Annotated in this window: 28 protein-coding genes and 1 riboswitch; of the genes, 17 read left to right on the top strand and 11 right to left on the bottom strand. The window is 64.0% G+C overall.

Translation table 11 applies throughout. The features are described 5' to 3' along the window. Window position 1: 1 nt before the first annotated feature. A riboswitch (SAM-SAH riboswitch) is annotated at window positions 2-52 on the bottom strand. A 31-nt stretch (window positions 53-83) separates the two neighbouring features. From lnt to BLT75_RS11335, 6 genes are all read right to left on the bottom strand, one after another. Next, complete coding sequence (gene lnt / locus BLT75_RS11360) at window positions 84-1,601, bottom strand: apolipoprotein N-acyltransferase (protein WP_093031297.1); 1,518 nt, start codon at window positions 1,599-1,601, stop codon at window positions 84-86. Further along, the gene (locus tag BLT75_RS11355; RefSeq protein WP_093031294.1) at window positions 1,598-2,485 is read right to left on the bottom strand and encodes a hemolysin family protein; all 888 of its coding nucleotides are present in this window, start codon (window positions 2,483-2,485) and stop codon (window positions 1,598-1,600) included. Before BLT75_RS11355 ends, lnt begins: the two co-directional genes overlap by 4 nt. 33 nt (window positions 2,486-2,518) lie before the next feature. Beyond that, a complete protein-coding gene (gene ybeY / locus BLT75_RS11350; RefSeq protein WP_093031291.1) occupies window positions 2,519-3,013 on the bottom strand; it encodes an rRNA maturation RNase YbeY in 495 nt (164 codons plus the stop codon). Between the two features lie 101 nt (window positions 3,014-3,114). Continuing rightward, entirely contained in the window at window positions 3,115-4,131 is a 1,017-nt protein-coding gene (locus BLT75_RS11345; protein ID WP_093031288.1) for a PhoH family protein, read from the bottom strand. Between the two features lie 138 nt (window positions 4,132-4,269). Then, window positions 4,270-4,575 (bottom strand): hypothetical protein, encoded by a 306-nt coding sequence (locus tag BLT75_RS11340; RefSeq protein ID WP_093031285.1) that lies wholly within the window; start codon window positions 4,573-4,575, stop codon window positions 4,270-4,272. 13 nt (window positions 4,576-4,588) lie between these two features. Beyond that, on the bottom strand, window positions 4,589-5,176 hold the full coding sequence (locus tag BLT75_RS11335; protein ID WP_176827952.1) for an OmpA family protein: 588 nt from the start codon (window positions 5,174-5,176) through the stop codon (window positions 4,589-4,591). A gap of 466 nt (window positions 5,177-5,642) precedes the next feature. Here BLT75_RS11335 and BLT75_RS11330 point away from each other — a divergent pair, with 466 nt between their 5' ends. Then, complete coding sequence (locus tag BLT75_RS11330; RefSeq protein WP_176827950.1) at window positions 5,643-5,966, top strand: hypothetical protein; 324 nt, start codon at window positions 5,643-5,645, stop codon at window positions 5,964-5,966. A gap of 12 nt (window positions 5,967-5,978) precedes the next feature. Here the strand turns inward: BLT75_RS11330 and miaB are convergent, their stop codons facing one another. Beyond that, a complete protein-coding gene (gene miaB / locus BLT75_RS11325; protein WP_093031279.1) occupies window positions 5,979-7,298 on the bottom strand; it encodes a tRNA (N6-isopentenyl adenosine(37)-C2)-methylthiotransferase MiaB in 1,320 nt (439 codons plus the stop codon). A 124-nt stretch (window positions 7,299-7,422) separates the two neighbouring features. Between miaB and BLT75_RS11320 the strand changes: the two genes are divergently transcribed. Then, on the top strand, window positions 7,423-8,289 hold the full coding sequence (locus BLT75_RS11320; RefSeq protein WP_093031275.1) for a hypothetical protein: 867 nt from the start codon (window positions 7,423-7,425) through the stop codon (window positions 8,287-8,289). Window positions 8,290-8,365: 76 nt separating this feature from the next. Here BLT75_RS11320 and BLT75_RS11315 read toward each other — a convergent pair whose 3' ends face one another. After that, a complete protein-coding gene (locus tag BLT75_RS11315) occupies window positions 8,366-9,163 on the bottom strand; it encodes a phytanoyl-CoA dioxygenase family protein (protein WP_093031272.1) in 798 nt (265 codons plus the stop codon). 90 nt (window positions 9,164-9,253) lie between these two features. Here BLT75_RS11315 and BLT75_RS11310 point away from each other — a divergent pair, with 90 nt between their 5' ends. Beyond that, window positions 9,254-10,150, top strand: coding sequence for a LysR family transcriptional regulator (locus BLT75_RS11310; protein WP_093031269.1), 897 nt, complete (start codon window positions 9,254-9,256; stop codon window positions 10,148-10,150). Here BLT75_RS11310 and irrA read toward each other — a convergent pair whose 3' ends face one another. Beyond that, the gene (irrA, locus tag BLT75_RS11305) at window positions 10,151-10,570 is read right to left on the bottom strand and encodes an iron response transcriptional regulator IrrA (protein ID WP_093031266.1); all 420 of its coding nucleotides are present in this window, start codon (window positions 10,568-10,570) and stop codon (window positions 10,151-10,153) included. Between the two features lie 188 nt (window positions 10,571-10,758). Between irrA and fabA the strand changes: the two genes are divergently transcribed. From fabA to BLT75_RS11290, 3 genes are all read left to right on the top strand, one after another. Then, window positions 10,759-11,268, top strand: coding sequence for a bifunctional 3-hydroxydecanoyl-ACP dehydratase/trans-2-decenoyl-ACP isomerase (fabA, locus tag BLT75_RS11300; protein WP_093031263.1), 510 nt, complete (start codon window positions 10,759-10,761; stop codon window positions 11,266-11,268). A 134-nt stretch (window positions 11,269-11,402) separates the two neighbouring features. Next, window positions 11,403-12,632, top strand: a complete 1,230-nt coding sequence (fabB, locus tag BLT75_RS11295) for a beta-ketoacyl-ACP synthase I (RefSeq protein WP_093031260.1) — start codon at window positions 11,403-11,405, stop codon at window positions 12,630-12,632. Window positions 12,633-12,638: 6 nt separating this feature from the next. Continuing rightward, window positions 12,639-13,430, top strand: coding sequence for an enoyl-ACP reductase FabI (locus BLT75_RS11290; RefSeq protein ID WP_093031257.1), 792 nt, complete (start codon window positions 12,639-12,641; stop codon window positions 13,428-13,430). Between the two features lie 85 nt (window positions 13,431-13,515). Here the strand turns inward: BLT75_RS11290 and BLT75_RS11285 are convergent, their stop codons facing one another. Next, window positions 13,516-13,944 carry an FKBP-type peptidyl-prolyl cis-trans isomerase gene (locus BLT75_RS11285; protein WP_093031254.1) on the bottom strand — a complete coding sequence of 143 codons (429 nt, stop codon included), beginning with the start codon at window positions 13,942-13,944 and terminating at the stop codon, window positions 13,516-13,518. A gap of 127 nt (window positions 13,945-14,071) precedes the next feature. Here BLT75_RS11285 and BLT75_RS11280 point away from each other — a divergent pair, with 127 nt between their 5' ends. From BLT75_RS11280 to BLT75_RS11235, 10 genes are all read left to right on the top strand, one after another. Beyond that, window positions 14,072-14,758, top strand: a complete 687-nt coding sequence (locus tag BLT75_RS11280) for a haloacid dehalogenase type II (protein ID WP_093031251.1) — start codon at window positions 14,072-14,074, stop codon at window positions 14,756-14,758. Further along, window positions 14,758-15,585 (top strand): alpha/beta fold hydrolase, encoded by an 828-nt coding sequence (locus BLT75_RS11275; RefSeq protein ID WP_093031721.1) that lies wholly within the window; start codon window positions 14,758-14,760, stop codon window positions 15,583-15,585. Before BLT75_RS11280 ends, BLT75_RS11275 begins: the two co-directional genes overlap by 1 nt. Beyond that, window positions 15,582-16,556 (top strand): threonine ammonia-lyase, encoded by a 975-nt coding sequence (locus BLT75_RS11270; RefSeq protein ID WP_093031248.1) that lies wholly within the window; start codon window positions 15,582-15,584, stop codon window positions 16,554-16,556. Before BLT75_RS11275 ends, BLT75_RS11270 begins: the two co-directional genes overlap by 4 nt. A gap of 102 nt (window positions 16,557-16,658) precedes the next feature. Beyond that, window positions 16,659-17,447, top strand: a complete 789-nt coding sequence (gene pcaD / locus BLT75_RS11265) for a 3-oxoadipate enol-lactonase (RefSeq protein WP_093031243.1) — start codon at window positions 16,659-16,661, stop codon at window positions 17,445-17,447. Between the two features lie 17 nt (window positions 17,448-17,464). After that, on the top strand, window positions 17,465-18,178 hold the full coding sequence (locus BLT75_RS11260) for an alpha/beta fold hydrolase (protein WP_093031240.1): 714 nt from the start codon (window positions 17,465-17,467) through the stop codon (window positions 18,176-18,178). Further along, window positions 18,178-19,515: a class-II fumarase/aspartase family protein gene (locus BLT75_RS11255; RefSeq protein ID WP_093031237.1), complete on the top strand. Its 1,338-nt coding sequence runs from the start codon at window positions 18,178-18,180 to the stop codon at window positions 19,513-19,515. The genes BLT75_RS11260 and BLT75_RS11255 overlap by 1 nt, the downstream gene beginning before the upstream one ends. 60 nt (window positions 19,516-19,575) lie before the next feature. Then, window positions 19,576-20,775 carry a TCR/Tet family MFS transporter gene (locus tag BLT75_RS11250; RefSeq protein ID WP_093031234.1) on the top strand — a complete coding sequence of 400 codons (1,200 nt, stop codon included), beginning with the start codon at window positions 19,576-19,578 and terminating at the stop codon, window positions 20,773-20,775. Window positions 20,776-20,861: 86 nt separating this feature from the next. Beyond that, window positions 20,862-21,953: a Zn-dependent alcohol dehydrogenase gene (locus BLT75_RS11245; protein WP_093031718.1), complete on the top strand. Its 1,092-nt coding sequence runs from the start codon at window positions 20,862-20,864 to the stop codon at window positions 21,951-21,953. 269 nt (window positions 21,954-22,222) lie between these two features. Then, on the top strand, window positions 22,223-23,455 hold the full coding sequence (locus tag BLT75_RS11240) for a mandelate racemase/muconate lactonizing enzyme family protein (protein WP_093031715.1): 1,233 nt from the start codon (window positions 22,223-22,225) through the stop codon (window positions 23,453-23,455). Between the two features lie 103 nt (window positions 23,456-23,558). Continuing rightward, on the top strand, window positions 23,559-23,843 hold the full coding sequence (locus BLT75_RS11235; RefSeq protein ID WP_093031712.1) for an ArsR/SmtB family transcription factor: 285 nt from the start codon (window positions 23,559-23,561) through the stop codon (window positions 23,841-23,843). Window positions 23,844-23,863: 20 nt separating this feature from the next. Here BLT75_RS11235 and BLT75_RS11230 read toward each other — a convergent pair whose 3' ends face one another. Further along, on the bottom strand, window positions 23,864-24,859 hold the full coding sequence (locus BLT75_RS11230; RefSeq protein WP_093031231.1) for an AraC family transcriptional regulator: 996 nt from the start codon (window positions 24,857-24,859) through the stop codon (window positions 23,864-23,866). 98 nt (window positions 24,860-24,957) lie between these two features. On the opposite strand from BLT75_RS11230, the gene BLT75_RS11225 reads away from it, so the two are divergent. Then, on the top strand, window positions 24,958-26,166 hold the full coding sequence (locus BLT75_RS11225) for an acetyl-CoA C-acetyltransferase (RefSeq protein ID WP_093031708.1): 1,209 nt from the start codon (window positions 24,958-24,960) through the stop codon (window positions 26,164-26,166). Window positions 26,167-26,172: the final 6 nt, after the last annotated feature.

Raw genomic sequence — 26,172 nt, 5'->3', positions numbered from 1 at the left:
GTGCTCCATTAATGATTACCCATGCCACGCCAGGAAGCCGTTGTGGCAGGTCTGAGCCGGGATACGCCCCGCATTTGTTGAGGTCAATCGCTATTTATCGCGGCAGGTCGAACCGGAATCCGGGCAACACCGATCAACAGGACGAGCATCGCCAGAACCACAGGCAGGTCGCCGGTCTGGCTGTAGGCCGTGGGGGCCAGCGGCAACGGCAGTTCGGCATCCGCGTAGCCTGCCTGATTCAGGGGAATGGCTGTCGTGATCCGGCCCAGCGGGTCGATCATCGCCGAAACGCCAGTATTCGCTACCCGCACCATGGGCAGGCCCTGTTCGATTGCACGCATGCGCGCCTGTGCAAGGTGCTGATACGGTCCGGACCAGGTTCCGAACCATGCGTCATTGGTGAGTTGCAACAGAAAATCGGGCCGATCCGGTGCGCCGTTGACGTCCTGCGGAAACACGGCCTCGTAACAGATCAGGGGCAAGGCTGCACCGATACCCGCAATCCGGATCACGGCCGGTCCCGGACCAGAACTGAACCCCTGCCCATCCCGGCTTGCAAAACCCGAGATCCCGATACGCTCCAGCAGATCGCCAAAAGGAACATATTCGCCGAACGGCACCAGGTGGTGCTTGTCATAGACTTGGTCCACATCGCCACCTGGCCCCAGAACCGCCATCGAGTTGAAGATGCGCGGGCCGCTCGCACGGTTGGCCCCGATCACGACCGGAGCGCCGCGCGCGGCATCAGCGATCTCCTGAAGGACCGGCCCGGCTCTTTCGAGCCAGTAAGGCAAGGCGGATTCCGGCCAGACAACCATATCTGGCCGAGGCCCGGCGCCGGTAAACTCGATCTTCCTTTCCAGAAAAACAGGATACCAGTCGGGATCCCATTTCTGGTGTTGCGGGGCATTCGGCTGCACCAGACGCACGGTCTTGCCTGACATCGCAATATCGGGCCGTCCGGAATCAGCGGCGGCGATCGCCAGTCCGAAGGCGACAGCCGGCAGACACCGGAGCAGAAGAGCGGCCCCCCCGCGTCCAAGCGCCAGTGCAGCGCCGGGCAACAGCGCAACCAGCAGCGTGATCAATGCCAGACCATTCGGCCCGGACCAGGCCAGCAGCAGCGACGCATCGGTGCCGACCCAGATCTGCGCCAGACCGGCCCATGGAAAACCGGAAAAGACATAGCCGCGGGCGCATTCCGCCACCCCGAGCGCCAGGGCCAGGAGCAAGATCCGCTGTTCGGCTCCACGCCAGGGCATTGCTGCCAGGGCAAAGGCGGCAGCCCAGAACAGCGCCAGGCCACCGGCGATCAAGCCAAGGGCAAATGGCGCCATCCAGCCATGGCGGGCCACGTCGACCATGAAGGGTTCCACGATCCAGACAAGCGCATGGCCGAAATATCCGGTGGCAAAAGCCCAGCCGGTCCAGGCCGCCTGCCCGCGCGACCGCGCCGCCTGAAAAAGGGCGGGCACCGTAAGCAGTGCGGCAATCGTCGCCACCCAGATCGAAGTCGGGGCCAAACCCAAAGCTGCTATGACGCCCAGAGCGGCGGCCAGTGCCATGCGCTGCCACAGCCGCCAACCGGACAGAAAGGTCATGCCGCGGCTTCGGGGATCATGACACGCAGCCGCTTGATGCGGCGTGGATCGGCATCCATGACTTCGAACTCAACGCCTTCCGGATGCAGAACGACTTCGCCACGGGCCGGTATACGGCCTGACAGCATGAAGACGAGACCGCCCAGCGTGTCGATCTCCTCTTCGTCCACGTCCTCGTGGCTGGTCAGGGATCGACCGATTTCCGCCTCGAACTCGTCCAGCGGCGTCTTCGCCTGCGCGATATAGCAGCCGGGACGTTCCTTGACCCAGGTCTGCGCCTCGTCAGTATCGTGTTCGTCCTCGATCTCGCCCACGACCTGTTCGATCAGGTCCTCGATCGTCAGCAGGCCGTCGACCCCGCCATATTCGTCGATCACAAGCGCCATATGACGGCGTTCCGTCTGCATCTTGGTCAGGAGCACTCCGATCGACATCGAAGGCGGCACGAACAGCAGCGGCCGCAGCATCGACGCAAGATCGAAGGCGGCGGAATTGCCGTTGAACCCGTGGGTCAGCGCCAGATCCTTGAGGTGAACGAATCCCAGCGGTGTATCCAACGTGTTCTCGTAGACGGGAATTCGGGTCAGACCGCTATCGCGGAACACCTGAACCAATTCATCCTTGGATATGGTCACGGGCACCGCGATGATCTCTGCGGTCGGGATGGCCACGTCTTCCACCCGCATGCGCCGCAGGTTCAGAAGGCCAGGCATGGCCACAGGCGCCGCAGAGGTGCCTTCGGGCTCGGTCTTTTCTTCGCCTTCGCCCGTCGAGAACGCATCCATGATGCGTGTGAAAAATCCAGATCTGTCTGCGTTCGTTTCGCCGGTAACATCCGGTTGCGCGCTATGCGCTGCGCTAGAACTGCCTTCTATGTCGCCCATTATTCCGAATCCAATCCAGAGCCCCTTGGCCCGTCATCCCGCATAATATGGGTCATCTATGCCCAGATTGCCAAGTATCTCGGTCTCCAAACCTTCCATCAACGTGGCGTCTTCGTCACGGATATGGTCATAACCCATCAGATGTAACACCCCATGAACGATCAAATGCGTCACATGATCGCCCATCGGTTTGCCCGCCGCCTCGGCCTCTTGCCGGCAGGTCTCAAAGGCAATTGCGATGTCCCCAAGCTCGGGGTCAGGGCCTGACGGCAGATCCGGGGGCGAACCAGCCGTTTCCGCTGCCCGCTCCTCGGAAGGCCAGGACAACACGTTGGTCGCAGCCGGCTTGCCCCGGAAGTCCCGGTTCAGATCGGCGATCCGGGCGTCATCGCACCCCATCACGCAGACTTCCCATTCATCGGGGTCCAGTCCCAGATGCGCCAGAGTGGCACGCACCGCCTTCTCGGACAAAGGCTCGAGTCCGGCGGCTTCCCATCGTGGGTCTTCAATTATCACATCGGCAACCATGCCGCCCTCTTATCCGAGGCGGAAAGCCTGGGAAACAGCAATCTTTGGGGTGCAACGCGCGCGCCCGGCTTTCACCGTGACCCGGCTCCCGCAGGGCAGTCTCAGGTCGGGATGTCCTTTTCATAGGCTTCGATGATCGCTGCGACCAATGGATGCCGGACAACGTCTTTCGAGGTGAAATAGTTGAAACTGATCCCCGGGACCGGCTTCAACAGCCGTTCGGCATCGGCCAGTCCCGACATCACGCCGCGCGGCAGGTCCACCTGGCTGATGTCGCCGGTGATCACCATGCGGCTGCCCTCGCCCAGACGGGTCAGGAACATCTTCATCTGCATGGTGGTGGCGTTCTGCGCCTCGTCGAGCACCACAAAGGCATTGGCCAGGGTACGGCCGCGCATGAAGGCCAGCGGCGCGATCTCGATCTTCTTTTCCTCGATCAGCTTGGCCACCTGCTTGCCCGGCAGGAAATCGTTCAGCGCGTCATAGAGCGGCTGCATGTAAGGATCGACCTTGTCCTTCATGTCGCCGGGCAGGTAACCCAGCTTTTCGCCGGCCTCGACCGCCGGGCGGCTGAGGATGATGCGGTCGACCAGCCCGTTGATGAACATTGTGACGCCGACCGCCACCGCCAGATAGGTCTTGCCGGTGCCCGCAGGCCCGATGCCGAAGGCCAGTTCATTCTCGAACAGCGACTTGACGTAGGCCTTTTGCGCCTCGGTGCGCGGTTCGACCGGTTTCTTGCGGGTCTTTATCTCGAATCTTCCGCCCAGGAACATTTCCAGCTGGTCACCGTCGCGCGGGTCAGCGTCTTCGGTAGCTCGGACCATGCGAAGTTCCCGATCCACATCGGCGCCTTCGACAGGGCGGCCCGATTGCAGACGTTCGTAAAGCGCTTCAAGGATCTCGCCCGCTCGGGCGCGCGCCTCGGGGTCGTCGCCGAGAATCGACAGGTGATTGCCACGCCGCACGATCTGCACGCCGAGGACCTGTTCTATAAGCACCAGGTGACGGTCGTGTTCGCCGCACAAGTCAATCAACAGCCGGTTGTCGGGGAATTCCAGGTGCAGGTCCGTCTGGACGCTGCCATCTTGCGGTTTGATCAGGGCGCCGAGGGCCATCCGCTCTCCTGTTGTCGAAGTCCTGGATTCAGCGTAGCCAAGATATTGTAGCCGGTGCAAGCGTGGCCGCAAAGTTTTCACCAACCTGAAACAAAAAAGACCGCCCCAAGGGCGGTCTTTTCACAAGATTTCGGCACATCAGATCGGATCGGAGAAGGTCGACCCGGACTTGAAGGGCCCCGTGGCCATATTGCGCGGCAGTTCGCTGTTGCAGACCGGCTTGCCGTCCGGAGTCCGCCGCAGGTCGGCATAGCCTTCAAGACCATCGTCGATGATCCAGTGTTCACACCCGGCCGGATCGACCCAGATACCTGCGGTCAACAGCGACAGGTCGCCGCTTTTTCCATCCAGGATGTTGCGGTCGCGCGTCTTGTCGACGGCCGTATCACAAGCCGAAATCGCGAACGCCAGAACCAGAGCGGCAGCCCCCTTGATAATGGTCATCTCCAGCTCTCCCCTAACGCACACAATAGATTTCGACACGGCGGTTCTGCGCCATGTTGGCGGCGCTGGTGTTCGGCACACGAGGGTCACGCTCTCCATATGCGCGGATGTCGCCGATACGCGCGCCGACGGAACGGGCGACTTGAGCAACCGCGTTTGCGCGCCGCTCGGAGAGGCGGATGTTGTATTCGTCCGAGGCACGGCTATCCGTATGCCCGGCAATCACGAAATACCGCGTGTTCGGCATTGTCTTGCGGAAGAACTCTTGCAGCCGCGCCTTGCCCGCCGAATTGATGGAGTGCTTGTCGGTGGCAAAGAACTGATCCGTGGGCATCATTCCGCAGAGCATTCCACGGCGGCACACTGGTTTCCCATCAGGGTAGACATGCGGTGTCATGTAGCCTTCGGCGCCGTCGTCCATCACCCAGTGTTCGCAGCCATCAGGATCCACCCAGATCGTCGGAACATAGCGTTCACCGACGATGGTCCGCTGCGTCCCCGAGGTTTCGGACTGCGCCGCAACCGGGACGGCAGCGCCCCCGCAAACCGCAAGGGCAACCGCAACCGCGACCACCGCTCTCTTGAGATTGAAATCAGTCACCTTGGAAAATCCTCACCTTGCCCCCCGGGTTCCGCGACCGGCTCCAAGAGCCGGAACACCGAATGCGAAACTCGTACAACCATATGAAAATTCGGTATATCTGGGAAGAGAAATCCACCACATATTGTGTTCCTTTTGGCCACAGTCCCAAAGAAGTGTTGGAATTGTGTTCAGGAACGCCCGCAACTCAGCCTGCCGGCCGCAGGTGAGTCGCAGCCCATCCGGGGAACGCAGCTATCGGCACCCAAGCCTGCGGATTGTGCCGCAGTACGCGACAAAACACCATGCTCCCCGGGGATTTCCGGTCCTGCCCGCAACAATTGACCGGCCAAACCCCAATTTGGGCAGCTATCGCAATGGGTTGCAATTCGATAGAATGGTTCTGCCTGTCCGGATATCCGGAACAGGTCGGCGTCGGGCTGTACGGCGCTGTTACATATTTTCTGTCAGACGTGGGGGTATTGACATGAAAGCCTATCTGGTCGCCGGGTTGATCCTGGCGAGTACTGTCGTTGCATCCGGCTCGGCCCTGGCGCAGCAGCGTCCGACCAAACCCGGAACGGACGCCTACAACATCACCATCAGCTGCTTCCGCGGACCGACCCGGGACGTGATCTGGGACCGCCCCAACGCGGTCTTCGTCGAGGACCTGGTCAAGGTCGGCTATTCCTATCCGCAGGCGCATGCGATCGGTGAACGCATCTGCCGTGACGAATGGGGCGTCGGCCAGCATGACTACATGCGGACCTCGCTGCTGGAGATCATGGCGAAAACACCGCCATCGCACTGACCGGGTACGACCTCAGACCGGTTCGCCTGCCAGCGAATTCGCTCTCGAGGCCACGATCCGGACCCGCGCGATCTGACCGGCGGCCAAGCCGGGTGCCTGCACGTGGACCGCGTGCAGGTATTCGCTCTTGCCGACCATCTGTCCGGCAAGACGGCCGGGCTTCTCGAACAGGACGCTGACCTCGCGGCCAACCATGCTGTCCTGAATCTCGCGCTGATGACGTGTGATCACCGCTTGCAACCGTTGCAGCCGGTCATCGGCCTCGACCGGGTCGACCTGTGGCCGCTCTGCCGCCGGGGTGCCGGGGCGGGTCGAATATTTGAACGAATAGGCATAGCCATAGCGGACCTGCTCCACCAGGTCGAGCGTGGCCTGGAAATCGGCCTCGGTCTCTTCGGGGAAACCGACGATGAAATCGCCCGACATCAGGATATCGGGCCGCGCGGCGCGAATGCGCTCGACCAGCCTCAGGTAGCTGTCGGCGGTATGGCTGCGGTTCATCCGCTTCAGTATCCTGTCCGAGCCCGCCTGCACCGGCAAATGCAGGTACGGCATCAGCTTGGCACAGTTGGCATGCGCCTCGATCAGGTCGTCGGTCATGTCATTGGGGTGGCTGGTGGTGAAGCGGATACGCTCGAGCCCGTCGATCTTGTCCAGCTCCCAGATCAGCCCGGCCAGCGACATGTCGCCGTTGGGCCCCGCGCCGTGATAGGCGTTGACGTTCTGGCCCAGAAGCGTGATCTCGCGCACGCCACGCTCGACCAGATCGCGCGCCTCGGTCAGGATGCGGTCAACCGGGCGGCTCACCTCGGCCCCGCGGGTGTAGGGCACAACGCAAAAGGCGCAGAACTTGTCGCAGCCCTCCTGCACCGTCAGGAACGCGGTCGGGCCGCGTTTCGCCTTGGGCCGGCCTTTCAGTTTCTCGAACTTGTCCTCTTCGGGGAAATCGGTGTCGAGCGCCTTTTCGCCGGCGCGCGCCTTGGCCTCCAACTCGGGCAGGCGGTGATAGCTTTGCGGCCCGACCACCAGATCGACCAGCGGCTGGCGGCGCATGATCTCCTCGCCCTCGGCCTGGGCGACACAGCCCGCCACGCCGATCTTGAGATCGGGTTTGGCGGCCTTCAGCCCCTTGAACCGGCCCAGTTCGGAATAAACCTTTTCCGCCGCCTTCTCTCGGATATGGCAGGTGTTGAGCAGGATCATGTCGGCTTCTTCGGCGCTTTGCGTCTCGACATAACCTTGCCCACCAAGCGCCTCGGCCATGCGCTCGCTGTCATAGACGTTCATCTGGCAACCATAGGTCTTGATGAAGAGCTTCTTGGGTTCGGACATCGGACGGGCCTTTGTTTTCGCGGGATCAGCGGCGGCCTCTACAGGGTTCGGGCCTCGCTTGCAATGCACGCGCAATTAACCGAAGTTGTCCCAGAATGCCAGACAGGCAAGGATCAAGTGCGGCATGGAATACGCATCTCTCGACCATTTCCTGAGAACCGGGACCGAAGCGCTGGCCCAGGGTCCGGTGGCGATGATCTTTGTCGAGGACGATGTGGAACTGGCCACCACGATGCGCCATCACTTCCAATGCGGCTTCAATTCGGTATTGGCCTTCATGCCGGACGCTTTCCCGCTGCCTGCGGATGTCGAAAACCGAATTCACCGCATTCCCTTCGACTGCGGCACGCCTCAGATGGTTTTCGACGCGATCAACCGCGTCATCGAGGCCGCGCCCGGCATCTGGATGTATTACTGCTACAATGCCGAGTACCTTTTCTATCCGTTCTGCGAAACCCGCAGCGTTGGCGAGATGCTGACCTTTCACGGCGAAGAGCGGCGCGATGCCATGCTGACCTATGTCATCGACCTCTATGCCGACGACCTGAGCGCGTTTCCGATCGGAGTTTCCCTTGACCGCGCCTTTCTGGATCGGTCCGGCTATTACGCTCAGGCCCGCAAGGATCCCGAAACGGGCTATCCGCGCGAACGGCAGCTGGATTTCTTCGGGGGCATACGCTGGCGACACGAGGAACACATTCCCAAGGACAGCCGCAAGATAGACCGCATATCGCTGTTCAAGGCCAAAGCGGGGCTGAAGATTCTGCCCAATCACACGTTCGAGGACCAGGAATACAATACCTATGCCTGTCCCTGGCATCACAACCTGACAGCCGCGATCTGTTCGTTCCGGACCGCCAAGGCATTGAAACGCAACCCCGGATCCACATTCGAGATCCAGAGTTTTCGCTGGCACAACTCCACTCCTTTCGAATGGCATTCGCGCCAGTTGCTCGACCTAGGGCTGATGGAACCGGGGCAGTGGTTCTGACCGCGCCCGCTGCTTCGTCTTTGCGAAAACACTCCGGGGGAGCCGCAGCCCTGGCCGCGGCCGGGGGCAGAGCCCCCTATCGCCTGAACAGGACGGGGAACCAGTCCTCGCGCAGGCGCTGGCCCGGCACCATGTCGTGACCCGGATAGGGCGGCGAGGTGCGACCCGGACGCTCGACATAGCGGGCATCGTCACCCACCAGCCGCAGGGAAAACGCGCGCCGCCGTGACGCGCTGGTATTGCCGCGCGCGCCGTGCAGCACCCGGTAGTTGAAGGCCACGGCGTCGCCCGGCTCCATCTCGAACTCCACGATGCGCATGCCTTCGGCCTCGGGGTCGGGGATCGGCATGTACTGGCCTTCGTCGGGAAAGAACTCCTCTTCGCTGACCCAGCGGGTCGGCAGCACTTCCTTTTCCCACAGGTGCGAACCGGCGACGCACCGCAGCGTCGCTTCTTTCACCGCGTCGAGGGGCGACCAGAAGCTGATGGTCTGCCGTCCGTCGACGAAGTAATACGGTCCGTCCTGGTGCCAGGGTGTCGGCATCGAGGTGCCCGGCTCCTTGACCAGCACGTGATCGTGAAACATCTGAGCGGATTGCGATTGCATCAGATCGGCGGCGACCTCGGCGGCAGGCGAGGCCTCGGCCACTTCGCGGAACTCGGGGATCCGTTCCCAATTGCAATAGTCATCGAAGAACAGGCCGGTATGGCCTTCTTTCCGGTTTTCCGAAGCATAGGGTCCCGGCGCGGCCATGTTCGCCGCGATTCCGGCACGAAGAGTTTCGACGTGATCGGCAAACAGGCCCTTCACAAGCACGACGCCATCGCGCTGGAAGGTCTCGATCATCTCTGGCGTGACAAGCGGGTGCGGCATTGGGGTCTCCGGCGGCTGAGGTTCGCCCAGGGTTTTTGCTCAAATTACCCCTCTGTTCAAATCATATCTGCGAAACTAAAGAATAACCTCATGTTATATCTTACCCTGCGCCAGTATGAATATGTCTGCGCCGTGGGCCGGCACGGCAGCCTGTCGGCGGCGGCGGGGGCGTTGCATGTCTCGCAACCGGCGCTGTCGGCGGCGCTGGCGCGGATCGAAGGGCATCTGGGCCACCCGCTGTTCATCCGCAGGCGCGGGTCGTCCATGGCCGTCACGCCCGAAGGGCGACGGTTCATCGCCGAGGCCGAGGCGCTGTTGGCCGACGCCGCCCGGATCGAGGACCCCGCGCATCCGCGGCCCGCAAGGCAAAGGCTGCACCTGGGATGTTTTTCCGATCTCGCGCCGTTCCTGCTGGCGCCCGCCCTGCGCGCCCTGCGAGAGGCGATGCCGGATGTTGCGGTCAGTTTTCGCGCCGAGGGGTTCGAAGCGATCATATCCGGCCTGCTCAAGGGGCAGGTGGATCTGGCCCTGACCTATGACCTGGGACTGGATGCGGGGTTTCACCGCGAGTCGCTGTTCGACAGTCGGCCCCACGCGGTGATGTCGACCGATCATCCCCTGAGCCGGGGAGCGCCGCCTGATCTGGCCGCGCTGACCGGCTATCCGCTGATCCTGTCCGACGAAGGTTTGTCAGCGCAGCACATGCTGGGGCTGTTTCGCACACGGGGTCTGAACCCGGTCGTTGCGCATCGCGCCGCAACGCTCGAATTGCTGCGCAGCCTGGCGGCCCATGGCGAAGGGGTCGGGATCAGCTATGCACGACCCTTTCACGAAACCAGCTATGACGGAATGCCGCTTTTGTGCCGCGAGATTGCAGACCCGGATCTGGGCGAATCCGTCATCCTTGTCCGCCATGGGGCTGGACCTGTCGACGGCACAACGGAGCGCGCGGGGCAGGTGCTGGCCGGTCTTTTTCGGCCTCGTTGATCAGGACTTGCGGCGCAGCCGGATAACCACGTCGACCGAGGCGATCTCGACCCCCTCGGGCGCTTGCGGAAGGCGCTGGATGACCAGCTGATCCGACGGCGCATCCGACAGGCGCCCCTCGTCCTCCCAGAAGAAATGCGGGTGATCGTGGGTGTTGGTGTCGAAATAGCTTTTCGATCCGTCCACCGTGATTTCCTGAAGAATGCCCGCCTCGCAGAAGGCGCGCAGCGTATTGTAGACGGTGGCCAGCGATACCGCGGCGCCGCGGGATTTCGCCGAATCGAACAGGCTTTCGGCGGTCACGTGTCGGTGCTTGCCATCGCCCACCAGCAACTCGGCCAACGCCACCCGTTGCCGCGTCGGGCGTAAGCCTGCGGCAGCCAGCCAGTCAGAGGCGATTTCCTGAGATTTGGGCGTCATATTGCAGTCCTGTTTGCGGCTGAATGCATATATAAGGTCGCCACAGCAGGAATTTCAAATGAAATTCATTTGCATCTTGCCCGAGGCGTGCCGTCACACCTTTTACCACTGCCCTTGCAGGACAAGCTGGGGCGATGCTAGACGGGGCCAACAAGGCACGAAATTTTCCATGCAGGAGACCCAAACACATGGCGCAATTTCCAAGCAGCTTTGACAAGGACGATCTGCTTAAATGCGCCCGTGGTGAATTGTTCGGCCCCGGCAATGCGCAACTGCCTGCGCCGCCGATGCTGATGATGGACCGGATCACCGAGGTCTCTGCCGATGGCGGCGCCCATGGCAAGGGGCATATCCGGGCCGAGTTCGACATCACCCCGGACCTGTGGTTCTTCGAATGCCATTTCCCCGGCAACCCGATCATGCCCGGCTGTCTGGGGCTGGACGGTCTGTGGCAATTGACCGGGTTCAACCTGGGCTGGCGCGGCTGGCAGGGGCGCGGCTACGCACTTGGCGTGGGCGAAGTGAAACTGACCGGCATGGTCCGGCCCGACCGCAAGATGCTGACCTACAAGGTGGATTTCACCAAGGCGATCCAGACCCGCCGCCTGACCATGGGCGTGGCCGACGGCATCGTCGAGGCCGATGGCGAAGTGATCTACCAGGTCAAGGACATGAAGGTAGCGCTCAGCGAAAGCTGAGCCGCTACACGGCCGTTGCCTGCGCGGATCGTCGAGGATATCCGCTTCGGACCGGCTCTGATGGCTTCCCTCCACTTGCGCCTCGCCGGCGCACTGGCCTAGATAGGCTGAAGCAGAGGATAAGGAGAACACGCATGCGCCGTGTCGTCGTCACCGGATTGGGCATCGTTTCGTCCATCGGGAACAATGCCGAGGAAGTCACCGCCTCGCTCAGAGCCGGGCGCTCGGGGATCGAGGCTTGCCCCGAAATGGCGGAACACGGCTTTCGCAGCCAGATCGCCGGAACGTTGAAGATCGACGTCAAGGAGCACGTGGACAAGCGCACCCTGCGGTTCATGGGGCCGGGCGCGGCTTATGCCCATATCGCCATGAGCCAGGCAATTGCCGATTCCGGCCTGACCGAAGATGATATCGTGAACCCGCGCACCGGCCTGGTTGCGGGCTCTGGCGGGCCGTCGACCAGCGCCATGCTGGCGGCGCATCAGGCGGTGTTGAGCAGCGGCGCGACCAAGCGGATCGGGCCCTTTGCCGTGCCCAAGTGCATGTGCTCGACGATCTCGGCCAACCTGGCCACCGCGTTCCGGATCAAGGGCCTGAACTATTCGATCACTTCAGCCTGCTCGACCTCGCTGCATTGCATCGGCAATGCCGCTGAACAGATCATGATGGGCAAGCAGGACGTGATGTTCGCCGGCGGCGGCGAGGAGCTGGACTGGACGCTCAGCTGCCTGTTCGACGCAATGGGCGCGATGTCCTCGAAATACAACGACACGCCCGAGAAGGCCTCGCGCGCATTCGATCAGGACCGTGACGGTTTCGTGATCTCGGGCGGCGGCGGCATCGTGGTGCTGGAAGAGCTGGAACATGCTCTGGCGCGGGGTGCCAAGATCTATGCCGAGGTGACCGGATACGCCGCCACTTCGGACGGGCATGACATGGTGGCGCCCTCGGGCGAGGGCGGCGAACGGGCGATGCGGCTGGCAGTGTCCACCCTGCCCGAGGATCGCAAGATCAGCTATATCAACGCGCATGGCACCTCGACCCCGGTCGGCGACCTGGGCGAGGTCGAGGCGGTGCGCCGAGTCTTTGGCGAAGGCAACGTACCCCCGATCAGCTCGACCAAATCGATGACAGGCCACGCCCAGGGCGCGGCTGGGGCGCTCGAAGCGATCTTCTGCCTGCTGATGCTGAAGCATGACTTCATCACGCCGTCGATCAATGTCGACACCCTGGCCGAAGGAATCCGGCCCGGCGAGGTCGCGACCAGCTACGTGGAAAATGCGGGACTGGATTCGGTGATGACGAACAGTTTCGGCTTTGGCGGCACCAACGGTTCGATGGTGCTGAGCAAGTTCAGGGGGTAAGGGCGCATGTCGAGAATTCTAAAGGGCAAACGCGGCCTGATCATGGGCGTCGCCAACGATCACTCGATCGCCTGGGGCATCGCCCGCGCCATGCACGCGGCCGGCGCGGAAATGGCCTTCACCTACCAGGGCGAGGCGTTCGGCAAACGGCTGGAACCGCTGGCGGCAAGCATCGGCAGCGACTTCATGGTCGACGCCGACGTCACCAACGATGAGTCGCTCGACCGGGCCTTTGCCCAGCTTTCGGAGCGTTGGCCGACGATCGACTTTGTCGTTCACGCCATCGCCTATTCGGACAAGTCCGAACTGACGGGGCGGTTCCTGAACACGACACGGGCGAATTTCAAGCATTCGATGGATGTGTCGGCCTACAGCTTCATCGAGGTTGCGCGCCGTGCCTACCCGCTGATGCAGGAGAATGGCGGCACGCTGCTGACCCTGACCTATCAGGGGTCGAACCGGGTGGTGCCGAACTACAACGTCATGGGCGTGGCCAAGGCGGCGCTGGAATCCGCGACACGCTATCTGGCCAACGACCTGGGCCCCGATGGTATCCGCGTGAACGCGATCTCGCCCGGCCCGATGAAGACGCTGGCGGGCGCGGCGATCGGCGGGGCGCGCAAGACCTTCAAGTTCTGCGACCAGAACGCGCCACTCCGGTCGAATGCGACACTCGAAGCCGTCGGCGGCACCGCCGTCTACCTGGTCTCGGATGCCGGCGCCTGCACCACGGGCGAGATCATCCGGGTTGACGGCGGGTTCCACGTTCTGGGCATGCCGCAGCCCGAATCCATGTAGCGCCCCAGATTTTTCGACGAAAAATCTTGGCCGGCGCACCCGGTTTTTGAGCAATGCCCCGCTCCATCGGACCGGGGCATTTTCATCAGTTGATCGACACGATCTCGATATCGAAGATCAGATCCTGACCTGCCAGCGGATGATTGGCGTCCAGCGTCACTGTGGCTTCGGTCACCTCGACGACGGTGACCGGCACGACCCGCCCGTCAGGCGCCTGCATCTGCAACTGGGTTCCCAGATCCAGCGGGATGTCATCCGGGATGCCTTCACGCGGGAGCGCCTGACGCGCGTCGGGATTGAGCGGCCCGTAGGCTTCGCGACAGGGTACTTCCACCCTTTTGGTGTCGCCAACCTCCATGCCGGGAAGGGCCTTGTCCAGACCGGGAATGATCTGGCCCGACCCAACTTCGAACTGCAACGGATCGCGCCCCTCGGAACTGTCGAAGGTCTTACCGTCGAGCAGCGTTCCGGTGTAGTGGATGCGTACCGTGTCGCCTTGTTTGATCTGGGTCATGCCGTCCTTACCTTGTTTCCAATCAAAGAACCGCCCAACCTAAGGCCTGGAGCGCCAATGTAAACCCCGGCCCCTTTCGCACCGGGCGAGCCTGTGCAAACCTTCGCCGCAACGAGGAGGACCCCGAATGCCAATTAACACCTGCGTCTTCGACGCTTACGGCACGCTGTTCGACGTGGCGGCCGCCGCTCGGCAGGCAGCGTCGGAACCCGCTTGCGCCGCGATCAAGGACTGCTGGCCGCAACTGGCGAATCACTGGCGTCTGAAGCAGTTGCAGTACAGCTGGCTGCGCGCGATCACCGGGGCGCATACGGATTTCTGGGAGGTTACCCGGGACGGGCTCGACTGGGCGCTGGATGCGGCCGGCCTGACCGGCGACCCGGCCCTGCGCCAGCGGTTGCTGGATCTCTACTGGGAGCTTCAGGCCTATCCCGAGGTGCCGGCCATGCTCAAGGCGCTGAAGGCTTCAGGAAAACAGACGGCAATCCTGTCGAACGGATCGCCCGACATGCTGGATGGCGCGGTGCAGTCGGCAGGGCTGGGCGCGGTTCTGGATGACGTCCTGTCGGTGGAAAGCGTGGGCATATTCAAGCCGGACCGGCGGGTTTACGACCTGGTGGGCCAACGGTTCGGTTGCGCGCCCGACGAGGTTCTGTTCGTCTCCTCCAACGGCTGGGACGCCGCTGCCGCCGCAGGCTACGGGTTCCGCACCGCGTGGGTGAACCGTGCGGGCGAACCGGTGGACCGTCTTCCCTGGACCCCGGACATCATCCTGTCGGACCTGACCGGCATTCCGGACCTGGCGGAGGCATGATGCCCGATTTTGTCACCACCGACGGGCTGCGGCTCCATTTCGAGGACGAAGGCAGCGGTGCGCCACTCCTGTGCCTGGCCGGTCTGACCCGGTGCAGCCGCGATTTCGAGTTCCTTCGCCCGCATGTGCGCGACCTGCGCCTGATCCGGCTCGACTATCGAGGCCGGGGGCGTTCCGACCATGATCCGGACTACATGAAATACAACGTCCTGCGCGAGGGCCAGGATGCGCTGGAATTGCTGGATCATCTGGGGCTGGAAAAGGTCACGATTCTGGGGACGTCGCGCGGCGGGATGATCGCCATGACCTTGGCCGCCAGCCACCCCGAACGCCTGTCCGGGGTCATCCTGAACGATGTTGGGCCGGTGATCGAGGCAGCCGGGATCGCCCGCATCATGGACTATGTCGGCCGCAAGCCGGTCTCCAGAACTCATGAACAGGCCGCTCTCGTGCTGAAACAGGCGATGGAACCGCAGTTTCCCGGCGTTCCGCTCGAGATCTGGCGCAGGCAGGCCGAGATCCAGTACGAGGCGACCCCGGACGGGCTTGCGCTGCGCTATGACGACCGGTTGCACAAGGCCTTGCTGGAGCAGGCCGCGACAGGTGCCATTCCCGATCTCTGGTTGTTCTTCGAGGCCTTGCGCGATATTCCGACCGGCGTGTTGCGGGGCGCCAATTCCGACATCCTGAGCGGGGCGACGGTGGCCGAGATGCACCGCCGACATCCCGGACTGATTTCGGCCGAGGTGCCCGACCGGGGACACGTTCCATTCCTGGACGAACCGCAATCGCTCGACATCATACGCCGCATTCTGGAGACCACATGAGTTCCGTTGAAATGATCGAGGCGGCCGCAGCCCGGCTGGCAGGTCACGCCCGCCGCACGCCGCTGTTGTCGTCACCCTTTCTGGACGATATTGCCGGGCGGCGACTGCTGGTCAAGCCGGAGTGCCTGCAGCATACCGGCAGCTTCAAGTTCCGCGGCGCATGGTCGGCGATTTCAGCGCTGGATCCCGAGATTCGCGCGCGGGGCGTGATCGCCTTTTCCTCTGGCAACCACGCGCAGGGCGTGGCCCATGCCGCGACCTTGCATGGCATATCGTCGGTCATCGTGATGCCGTCGGATGCACCGAGGCTGAAGATCGAGAACACACGCGCATTGGGGGCCGAGGTGGTCCTGTACGACCGGGGCCGTGAAAGCCGCGAAGAGATCGGCGCCGCGATCGCCCGCGAACGCGGGCTGACCCTGATCAAGCCCTATGACGAGCCGCAGGTGATCGCCGGACAGGGCACCGTGGGGCTGGAGATTGCGCAGGAGGCCGCGGACATGGGTGTGGAACGCGCCGAGGTGCTGGTCTGCTGCGGCGGCGGCGGGCTGACCTCGGGCATCGCGCTGGCGCTGGAGAGCCGCGCGCCGGGCATGCGTGTTCGCCCCGCCGAGCCCGAAGGGTTCGACGACACTCGGCGCTCGCTTGCCGGCGGATCAATCATCCGCAATGCCAGCGAGACCGGCAATATCTGCGATGCGATCCTGACGCCGCAACCGGGGCAGATCACCTTTCCGATCCTTCAGCGCCTGTGCGGACCCGGTCTGGCCGTGACCGAGGACGAGGCCCTGCACGCCATGGCATTGGCCTTTTTGCGGCTCAAGATCGTGCTCGAACCGGGGGGCGCGGTGGCGCTCGCTTCGGCGCTCTTCCGCCGCGACGCATTGCAGGAGGATACGGTGATCGCGGTCGCCTCGGGCGGCAATGTCGATGCAGGCCTTTTCCGGGTCGCGCTCGACCGGTTCGCGTGAACCGCGACATTCGGCGCATTGACGCCAGGTCGCGTCAGAGCGCTTTACCTGACCAAGGGTCAATTCGTACTGTAAGAACGAGATAGACGGGGAGAAAGAGACATGCGGTTTGCCGATCTGGGGGATATCCGGCTTCACTACAGGATCGATGGCGATCCGGGCGGGGCACCGGTGGTATTCGCCAATTCGCTCGGCACCGATCTGCGGCTCTGGGATCCGATCCTGCCCCATCTGCCTGCCGGACTGAAACTGATCCGCTATGACAAGCGCGGCCATGGATTGAGCGACGCACCAGACGCGCCCTATACGATGGGCGCACTGGTGCGCGATGTCGAACGGCTGCTCGACATGCTCGAGGTGCGCGAGGCGCTGTTCGTGGGGCTCTCCATCGGGGGCATGATCGGCCAGGGGCTGGCCGTCAAGCGGCTCGACCAAGTGCGCGCGCTGGTGCTGTCGAACACCGGGGCCAAGATCGGCACCAAGGAGATGTGGGAACAGCGGATTGCGGCGGTGCGGGCGGGCGGGATCGAATCGCTGGCCGATGCCGTCATGGAACGCTGGTTCTCGCGCGGGTTCCGGGCCACGCCGGAACTGGGACTCTGGCGCAACATGCTGGTGCGACAGCCGGCACAGGGGTATGCCGGATGCAGCGCGGCAATATCGGGCACGGATTTCTACACGCCGACCAGCGGGCTGCGCCTGCCCTGCCTGGGCATCGCCGGGGACGAGGATGGCGCCACCCCGCCCGATCTGGTCCGCGAAACCGTGGATCTGATCCCGGGTTCGCAGTTCCATCTGATCCGCAAAGCGGGCCACCTGCCCTGCGTGGAACAACCAGAGGCCTATGCCGCCCGGCTGGTTCAGTTCATCCGCGAAACGGGTCATATCTGAAGAAAGGAGACGCAGGCATGGCCGATTTCCTGTTGGTGCATGGATCCTGCCATGGGGCATGGTGCTGGCGCGACCTGATCCCCGCGCTGCAAGAGCGCGGCCATACGGTGCGCGCGATCAACATGCCAAGCCACGGGTCCGATGTGACGCCAATCGCCGAAGTCACTCTGGAGAGCTGCCGCGACGCAGTGCTGGCGGCCAGCACACCCGATACGTTGATCGTGGGGCACAGCTGGGGCGGCTATCCGATCAGCGCGGCGGCGGAACATGATCCCAAGGCGATGCGCGGCCTGATCTACCTGTGCGCCTATGTGCCGATCTCGGGCCTTTCCATGGTCGAGATGCGCAAGCGGGCCAAGCGGCAACCTCTGTTGCAGGCGGTGGTGAAATCCGACGACGGGCTGTCCTTTACCATCGACCCCGAGCACGTACCGGCACTGTTCTATCACGATTGCCCGGCAGACCGGGTTCTTTACGCCCAGCCGCGCCTCTGCCCGCAAGCGATCAAACCGCAGAGCACACCGCTCATCATGACAGAACGCTACCAGAGCGTGCCCAAATCCTATATCCGCTGCGCCGACGACCGGACCATTCCCCCCGAGTACCAGGAAGAGATGACCGCGGACTGGCCACCCGAACGGGTTCATGTCATGAACAGTTCTCACTCGCCTTTCTTTGCCGACCCGCAAGGTCTGGCGCGCCTGCTGACCCGGATCGAAGGACAGTTCTGATGGCCGCATCGGTCTTTGACAGCGCGCATCTGGCGCGGCTTTTCCAGACCGCCGAGGTCGGGCGTCTATTCACCGATGGTGCCGAGATCCGCGCCATGCTGCTGACCGAGGGCATGCTGGCAAAGGCACAGGGCGAACTGGGCGTGATTCCACAGGATAGCGCCGGGGCGATCCAGCGCGCGGCGATGGAAATACATCTCGACCCCGGCGCGCTGGCGCAGGCAACGGGCGCCAACGGGGTCTCGGTCCCGGCGCTGGTCGCGGCGTTCCGAACCGAGATGCAGGCCCCCGAACATGCGCAATACGTGCATTGGGGCGCGACCTCGCAGGATATTCTCGACACCGGGCTGATGCTGCGGCTGCGGCAGGCAGTGTCGGTGGTCGAGCGTGATCTGGGCCAGCTCCTGACCGCGCTTGCGGGTCTGGCCGAGGCGCATGCCGACCTGCCGATGGCCGCGCGCACCTATGGGCAGCACGCGACGCCCACCAGTTTCGGTGCGCTGGTCGCCGCCTGGGGCGCGCCGCTGGTCGACCTGCTGGGGGAATTGCCGGAGCTGCGCCGGGCCTGTCTGGTGGTGTCGCTGGCGGGTGCGGCGGGCACCGCCTCGGCGCTTGGCCCGAAAGCCGCGGAAACCCGGGCGGCGCTGGCGAGGCTGCTCAATCTCGGCGATCCGGGGCGCAGCTGGCACACCGACCGCACGCCGGTCCTGCGGCTGGCGGACTGGTTTGCCCGCGTCGGTCTTGCGCTTGGCAAGATGGGCGAGGACCTGACCGAACTGACCCAGACAGGGATCGGAGAGATCTCTCTGGGCGGCGCCGGTTCATCCTCGACCATGCCGCAGAAACAGAACCCCGTCGGCCCGGCGGTGATGGTGGCGCTGGCCCGGCAGGGTGCCGGGCTGCTGTCGGTCCTGCATGGGGCGGCGATGCACCGGCACCAGCGCGACGGGGCGGCCTGGTTCACCGAATGGATGTGCCTGCCGCAGATCGTTCTTGGCGCGGCGGCGGCCGCGCAGACGGCGGTCGCGCTGGTCAGGGGGCTGGAACCCGACGCGCAGGCGATGAACACGGCGCTGACCGGCGGACTGGGCCTGATCCATGCCGAAGGCTTGAGCTTTGCGCTGGCCGGGCTGATGCCGCGCCCCGAGGCGCAGGCCGCGACCAAGGCCCTGTGCAGGGAGGCCACGGACAGCGGAACGCCTCTGGATGTGCTGGTCGCCCGGGACTGGCCACAACTGGACGCCGCCGCGCTGACCGACCCCGCGCGCCAGATGGGCAGCGCGCCGGGTGACGCCCGCGCCTTTGCCGCCCGTGTCCGTACCCTGTCCCTCGAATAGAGGGTTTGCAACGCCCGGCCGCATGGATAGTGTCCGGGAAACTAAACCGGACGGTTCAGAGTGCGCCTGCCTTTTCTCTTCATCCTGATCACCGTGATGATCGACGCGATGGGGATCGGCCTGATCATGCCGATCATGCCCGACCTGATCGTCGAGGTGCAGGGCGGCACGCTGGCCGATGCCGCGTTCTGGGGCGGTATCCTCAGCACGGCCTTCGCGGCGATGCAGTTTCTCTTTGCCCCGGCGGTTGGCAGTCTCAGCGATGCGGTCGGGCGGCGGCCGGTGCTGCTGGTGTCGCTTTTCGTGATGGCGCTCGACTATGTGGTGATGGCGCTGGCCGGATCGATCTGGCTCTTGCTGCTGGGGCGACTGGCGGGTGGGATCACCGCCGCCACCCATTCCACCGCCGCCGCCTATATGGCCGATGTCTCGTCACCGGAGCAAAAGGCGGCGCGGTTCGGCCTGCTGGGCGCGGCCTTTGGCCTGGGTTTTGTGCTGGGGCCACTGGTCGGCGGGTTGCTGGGCGAATTCGGCACCCGCGCCCCGTTCTGGGCGGCGGCAGTCTTGGCCGGATTGAACTTTATCCTCGGCCTGTTCGTGATGAACGAGACGGTGAACGACACCAACCGGCGGCCATTCAACTGGTCAATCGCCAATCCGCTTGGCGCGTTCCGGATGCTGGGCAGGGTGCCGGGCCTCAAGGGGCTCTTGTGGGCCTATTTCCTCTATTCCGTGGCGATCTACGTCTATCCGGCGATCTGGTCCTATTTCTCGCAGGAACGGTTCGGCTGGTCGCCACGCATGATCGGCCTGTCGCTGGCAATTTTCGGTTTCCTGATGGCCGTCGTACAAGGCGGGCTGCTCCCGCGCATCACCCGCCGCATCGGCGAGCGGCGCACGGTGATCTGGGGCCAGGTGTTCGACTTCGCCGGGTTCGGCGCGCTGGCCTTCATCACCAGCGGCACGCTGGCGCTGATCCTGATCCCGATCACCGCAATGGGTGCGATCGTGCCGCCCGCCTTGCAGGCGATCATGTCGCGCAGCGTGGCCGATGACCGGCAGGGCGCGTTGCAGGGCGTGATGACGGCGGTGCATGCCCTGTCGATGATCGTCTCGCCCCTGCTGATGGCCAGCGTCTTTGCCCGGTTCACCGGCCCCAATGCGCCGGTCTATCTGCCAGGCGCGCCGTTTCTGGTCGCGCTTGTCCTGATGGCCGCCGGGCTGGCGATCTTTCTGCGCACCAGAACTGCCGCCGCGTAACACAGGCGTATCTGCCGGTTTCCGCCTTGCGGCACCGGGCCCGAACATTCACCCTGTGGTAAATTATGATCGGGGAGGAGACCGGAATGCAGACCATCCGTGCAGCCGTATGCCACACGTTCAACGCGCCGCTGGTGATCGAGGACATCCTGCTGGCCCCGCCCGGCACCGGCGAGGTCGAGGTGACGCTGGATGCCGTAGCGATCTGCCATTCCGACATCTCTTATGCCGAGGGCGCGTGGGGCGGGCATCTGCCCGCGGTCTACGGGCACGAGGCGGCGGGAACCATCAGCGCGGTCGGAACCGATGTGCAGGGGTTCGAGATTGGGGATCCGGTGGTGGTGACCCTGATCCGGTCCTGCGGCACCTGCCCCAACTGTGCCGGTGGCAAGCCCACGATCTGTGAAAGCCCGTATGATGGCGTCAAGGGGCCGCTCAGAACCGCCGACGACAAGCCACTGCTCCAGGCCATGGCCTGCGGCGCATTCGCCGAAAAGGTCGTGGTCAGCCAGCGCCAGATCGTGAAGATCCCGACCGACATGGGAAGGGACGTGGCCTGCCTGTTGTCATGTGGTGTGATCACCGGCGTCGGGGCGGCGGTCAACGCCGCCCGGCTGCGCGCCGGGCAGGACGTGGTGGTGATCGGCGCAGGCGGCGTCGGGCTCAACGCCATCCAGGGGGCGCGGATCGCGGGCGCGCGCCGGATCGTCGCCGTGGACATGACCGAGGAGAAGCTGGAGATCGCCCGCGATTTCGGCGCCACCCATGGCGTGTTGGCGACCGGTCCGAAACCCTGGCGTGCAGCCTACAAGGCGCTTGGCGGGCGTGGCGCCGATGCGGTGCTGGTCACCGTGGGCGCGGTGCGCGCCTATGACGAGGCACCCAAATACCTGGGCTGGGGCGGCAGGGTGGTGATGATCGGCATGCCGCATTCTGGCGGCATGGCGCAATACGAACCGATGGGTGCCTCGTACCAGGGCCATGGCTTCATCGGCTCCAAGATGGGCGACGTGGTGATCCAGCGCGATATTCCCTGGATGATCGACCTCTACCAGCAAGGCCGGCTGAAACTGGACGAACTGATCTCGGGCCGCTGGTCGCTGGACCAGATCAACGAGGCGATCGCCGACACCAAGACCGGTTCGGCCAAACGCAACGTGATCCTGTTCGATCGCTGACCGGCGCCATTGCTTGCCGGTCGGCGGCAGATCGGTGGCGGACTCCCGGCATTGCAGAACGATGCCATCGGCTCCGGCAGGGTGCGCTTCATGGAGTGGCGCACGACCGTGCCTGCCTGCCACATGCCGGACAACCCGTCACCACCCGCCGCCGGCGTGGCCTTGACGAATTTGTTCCACAAAACCGGGCACAAGCGACATTCAGTGCCGCTTTGGGCATTGCGAAGCCGCCGCGCCGGCGGCACCCTCTCGCCAAAAGGGAGACACGCATGCGCCTGCAAGACCTCGATATCATCGTTACAGCGCCCCCGGCACCGGGCTGGGGCGGGCGCTACTGGATCCTCGTAAAAGTGACCACAGACACCGGGATCACCGGCTGGGGCGAATGCTACGCCTCCTCCGTGGGTCCGCAGGCGATGAGCCATGTCATCCGCGACGTGTTCGAACGCCACATGGCAGGCGAGAATCCCGAAAACATCGAGCTGATGTTCCGCCGGGCCTATTCCAGCGGCTTCACCCAGCGGCCCGACCTGACCGTGATGGGTGCCTTCTCGGGGCTGGAAATCGCCTGTTGGGACATTCTGGGCAAGGACCGGAACCGGCCCGTCCACGCCCTGATCGGCGGGCGGATGAACGAGCGCATCCGCGCCTATACATACCTCTACCCCCTGCCCCATCACAGCATGGCGGAATTCTGGACCTCGCCCGAACAGGCCGGCGAATGCGCCGCCGAGATGGTCCGGCAGGGATACACGGCGGTCAAGTTCGACCCGGCCGGCCCCTACACGATGCGCGGCGGGCACATGCCTGCGATGACCGACATCTCGCTTTCGGTCGCCTTCTGCAAGGCGATCCGCGAGGCTGTCGGCGACAAGGCGGACCTGCTGTTCGGCACCCATGGCCAGTTCAACACCGCCGGTGCGATCCGGCTGGGTCAGGCTCTGGAGCCCTATTCGCCGCTCTGGTTCGAGGAGCCGACCCCGCCCGACAATATCGAGGACATGGCCCGCGTCGCCCGCAATGTGCGCATCCCCGTGGCCACGGGCGAGCGGATGACCACCAAGGCCGAGTTCGGCGCGGTGCTGCGCGCGGGCGCCGCCGAGATCCTGCAACCGGCGCTGGGGCGCGCCGGCGGCATCTGGGAGATGAAGAAGGTCGCCGCCATCGCCGAACTGTTCAACGCCCAGATGGCCCCGCACCTGTACGCGGGGCCGGTGGAATGGGCGGCGAACATCCAGCTTGCGGCGTCGATCCCGAATATCCTGCTGCTCGAAAGCATCGAAACGCCCTTCCACGACAAGCTGATCAAGGGTTCGATCCGGGTCGACAACGGGTTTGTGATACCTTCGGATGCCCCGGGTCTTGGAATAGACGTCGACGAAGAACTTGCCCGGGCGCACCCGTTCACCGGCCATGACCTGCACCTGAACATGCAGGAAGCGCCCTGCGACTATCAGAACGGCAATGCTTTCCAGGGAGGGGCGCCCGCAAAGGAGGGGTGACATCGCACAGGTGCTTGATGCATATTACCGCCGTTAAAGTTCAAGGACCGTTGGCGTGACGCTGAGCAACCCGCAACCCATCAAACCCGAAATTCCACATGACATGGAAAGCCGTGCGGCACATGCCGCAGCCTTTCTCAAGACGCTTGCCCACGAAGGGCGATTAATGATCCTCTGCCACCTGGGGGCAGGCGAGAAATCGGTCGGTCAACTGGAAGAGTTGCTGGACATCCGGCAGGCGGCGGTCAGCCAGATGCTTGCGCGTCTGCGCGAAGAAGGTCTTGTCTCGACCCGACGCGAAGGCAAGACCGTTTTCTATTCGCTGTCGGACAACAATACCGAACAACTGATCGGCCTGCTTTACTCGCTGTTTTGTAGCTCGGAATAGATTGTGCGGGTTGGCCGGATTCAGAATTCGGAAATGCGGTATGCGCGCGGTGTCAGGCCGGTCCAGCTGCGGAAGGCCCTTATGAACGCGCTTGCCTCGCTGAACCCGGTACGGGCGGCGATGTCTTCGACGGTTGCGTCTGTGGTCGTAAGAAGCCGGACCGCCAGGTCGCGCCGAACCTGCTTGCGGATATCCGAGTAGTCGACCCCGTCCCGTTTCAGGCGGCGACGCAAGGTATGCGCCGCAATGCCCAGTGTCGCCGCGATCTTGGGCATGTCCGGCAACTGACCGTCTGCGCCAAGCAGGCTTTCGACGGCGACTGCCACCTCCAGCGGCAGTCCGGTCGTGCCATCCTGCGGCAGGAATGCATCGAGCGGCGTGCGGCGGGCATAAGCGGCTGCTTGATCCTCGCTGCGCAAGACCGGCAGGCGGGACAAGGACAGCGGAATGGCCAGGCCATTGCTGACCTGCCCGAATTGCATCGGCGCGCGGTGAAACATGGCGCGATAAGCCCCCGCATGGCCGGGCGCGGGGTAATCGAACCAGGCTCCGTTGATCGCGCCACGGTTGCCCGCCATCCATGCCAGCATCCGGCTGATCAGCACCAGAACCAACTCGACCGCCGTGCTGTTCAGCACCTCGCGCCCCGGAATGCGGGTCATTTCGAACAGCAGGTTGGCGCCGTTCTGCCGCAATGAAAAGCGAAAGGAATTGTCCATCAGGTCCATGAACCCGACCGCCCGCGCATAGGCCGCGCCCAGCGTGTCGGCATGGCTGACATGGGCCGCCATGATCGCATGGGTCCCAACCCGCTGCGCGCGGTGATGTAAGCCCCCCAGTTCGTCATCCAGCGCCAGCGTCACCGCCCGGACAAGGCGCACGAAATCGGGCGCCTCCAGCGCACCGACAACGCCGGACAGACCCGCCCGCGCCAGGATGCCCACCGGATCGGCACCACGCGAAACCGCGCCTTCGAGAATGTTGGCGACAATCGCCGCCGGGATCGTGACCGCCATGATTGTCACTTAATGTCTATTTTTCTGCACCGCCAGATCATTGTGTTCCTCGCCTCAGCGCCCCTAGGCTGTCGCCCAAACCCTCAGGAGGAATGGTCATGGCAACATCCGCCTATATCTATGACGCCCTGCGCACGCCCCGGTCGCGCGGCAAGAACACCGGCGCGCTTTACGAAGTGAAACCCATCCAGCTGGCCGCCGGTCTCTTGCGCGAGATGCAGGCCCGGCACGATCTGGACACCGCGCGCGTGGGTGACGTGATCCTGGGGTGCACGGCTCCTGTCGGCGATCAGGGCGCCTGCGTCGCCAAAGCCGCCGTGCAGGCCGCCCATTGGGACGAGGCGGTGCCGGGCGTACAGCTCGACCGGTTCTGCGCCTCGGGGCTCGAGGCCGTGAACATGGCGGCCGCCAAGGTGGGATCGGATCAGGAGGAACTGGTGGTCGCGGGTGGCATCGAATCGATGAGCCGCATTCCGATGCTCAGCCAGGGCGGCGCGATGTTCACCGACCCCGATTTCGTGATCGACCAGAACTCGGCCCCGCAAGGCATCGGCGCTGACCTGATCGCCACCATCGACGGCTACAGCCGCGAGGATGTGGACGCCTTCGCGATGGAAAGCCAGCGCCGCGCGGCGCACGCCCGCGACAGCGGCTGGTTCGACCGCTCGGTGGTGCCGGTGCGCGACGAAAACGGCATCACCATCCTGGAGCGGGACGATTTCATCAAACCCGAGACCGACATGCAGAAACTGGGGGCGCTCAACCCTTCGTTCGCGCAGATGGGTGTATTTGGCTATGACGAGATGGCGCTGGCCAAATACCCGCAAGTGGCGCGTATCAACCATGTGCATACGCCCGGCAACAGCTCGGGCATCGTCGACGGGTCGTCCGCCGTACTGATCGGGTCAGAAAAGGCGGGCCGCGATCTGGGGCTCGAGCCGCGCGCGCGCATCGTCTCGGCCACGGTCATCGCCACCGATCCGGTGATCATGCTGGCCGGTCCGGGTCCCGCGGCCAAGAAATGCCTCGCCAAGGCGGGGCTGAAGGTGTCCGACATCGACATCTGGGAAATCAACGAGGCCTTTGCCTCGGTCGCGCTGCGCTACATGAAGGATCTCGAAATCGACCACGAGATCACCAATGTGAACGGCGGCGCCATCGCCATGGGCCACCCGCTGGGTGCCACCGGGGGGATGCTGGTTTCAACGGTGCTCGACGAGCTGGAGCGCCGCAACGCCAAACGCGCGATGATCTCGCTCTGTGTCGGTGGCGGCATGGGCATCTCGACCCTGATCGAACGTCTGTGAGGGAGC

The sequence above is a fragment of the Ruegeria marina genome, assembly GCF_900101475.1.
GTDB classification, from domain to species: Bacteria; Pseudomonadota; Alphaproteobacteria; order Rhodobacterales; family Rhodobacteraceae; genus Ruegeria_B; species Ruegeria_B marina.
Note: the sequence above shows the minus strand (reverse complement) of the source record. Positions and strands in the feature narration are given on the sequence as shown.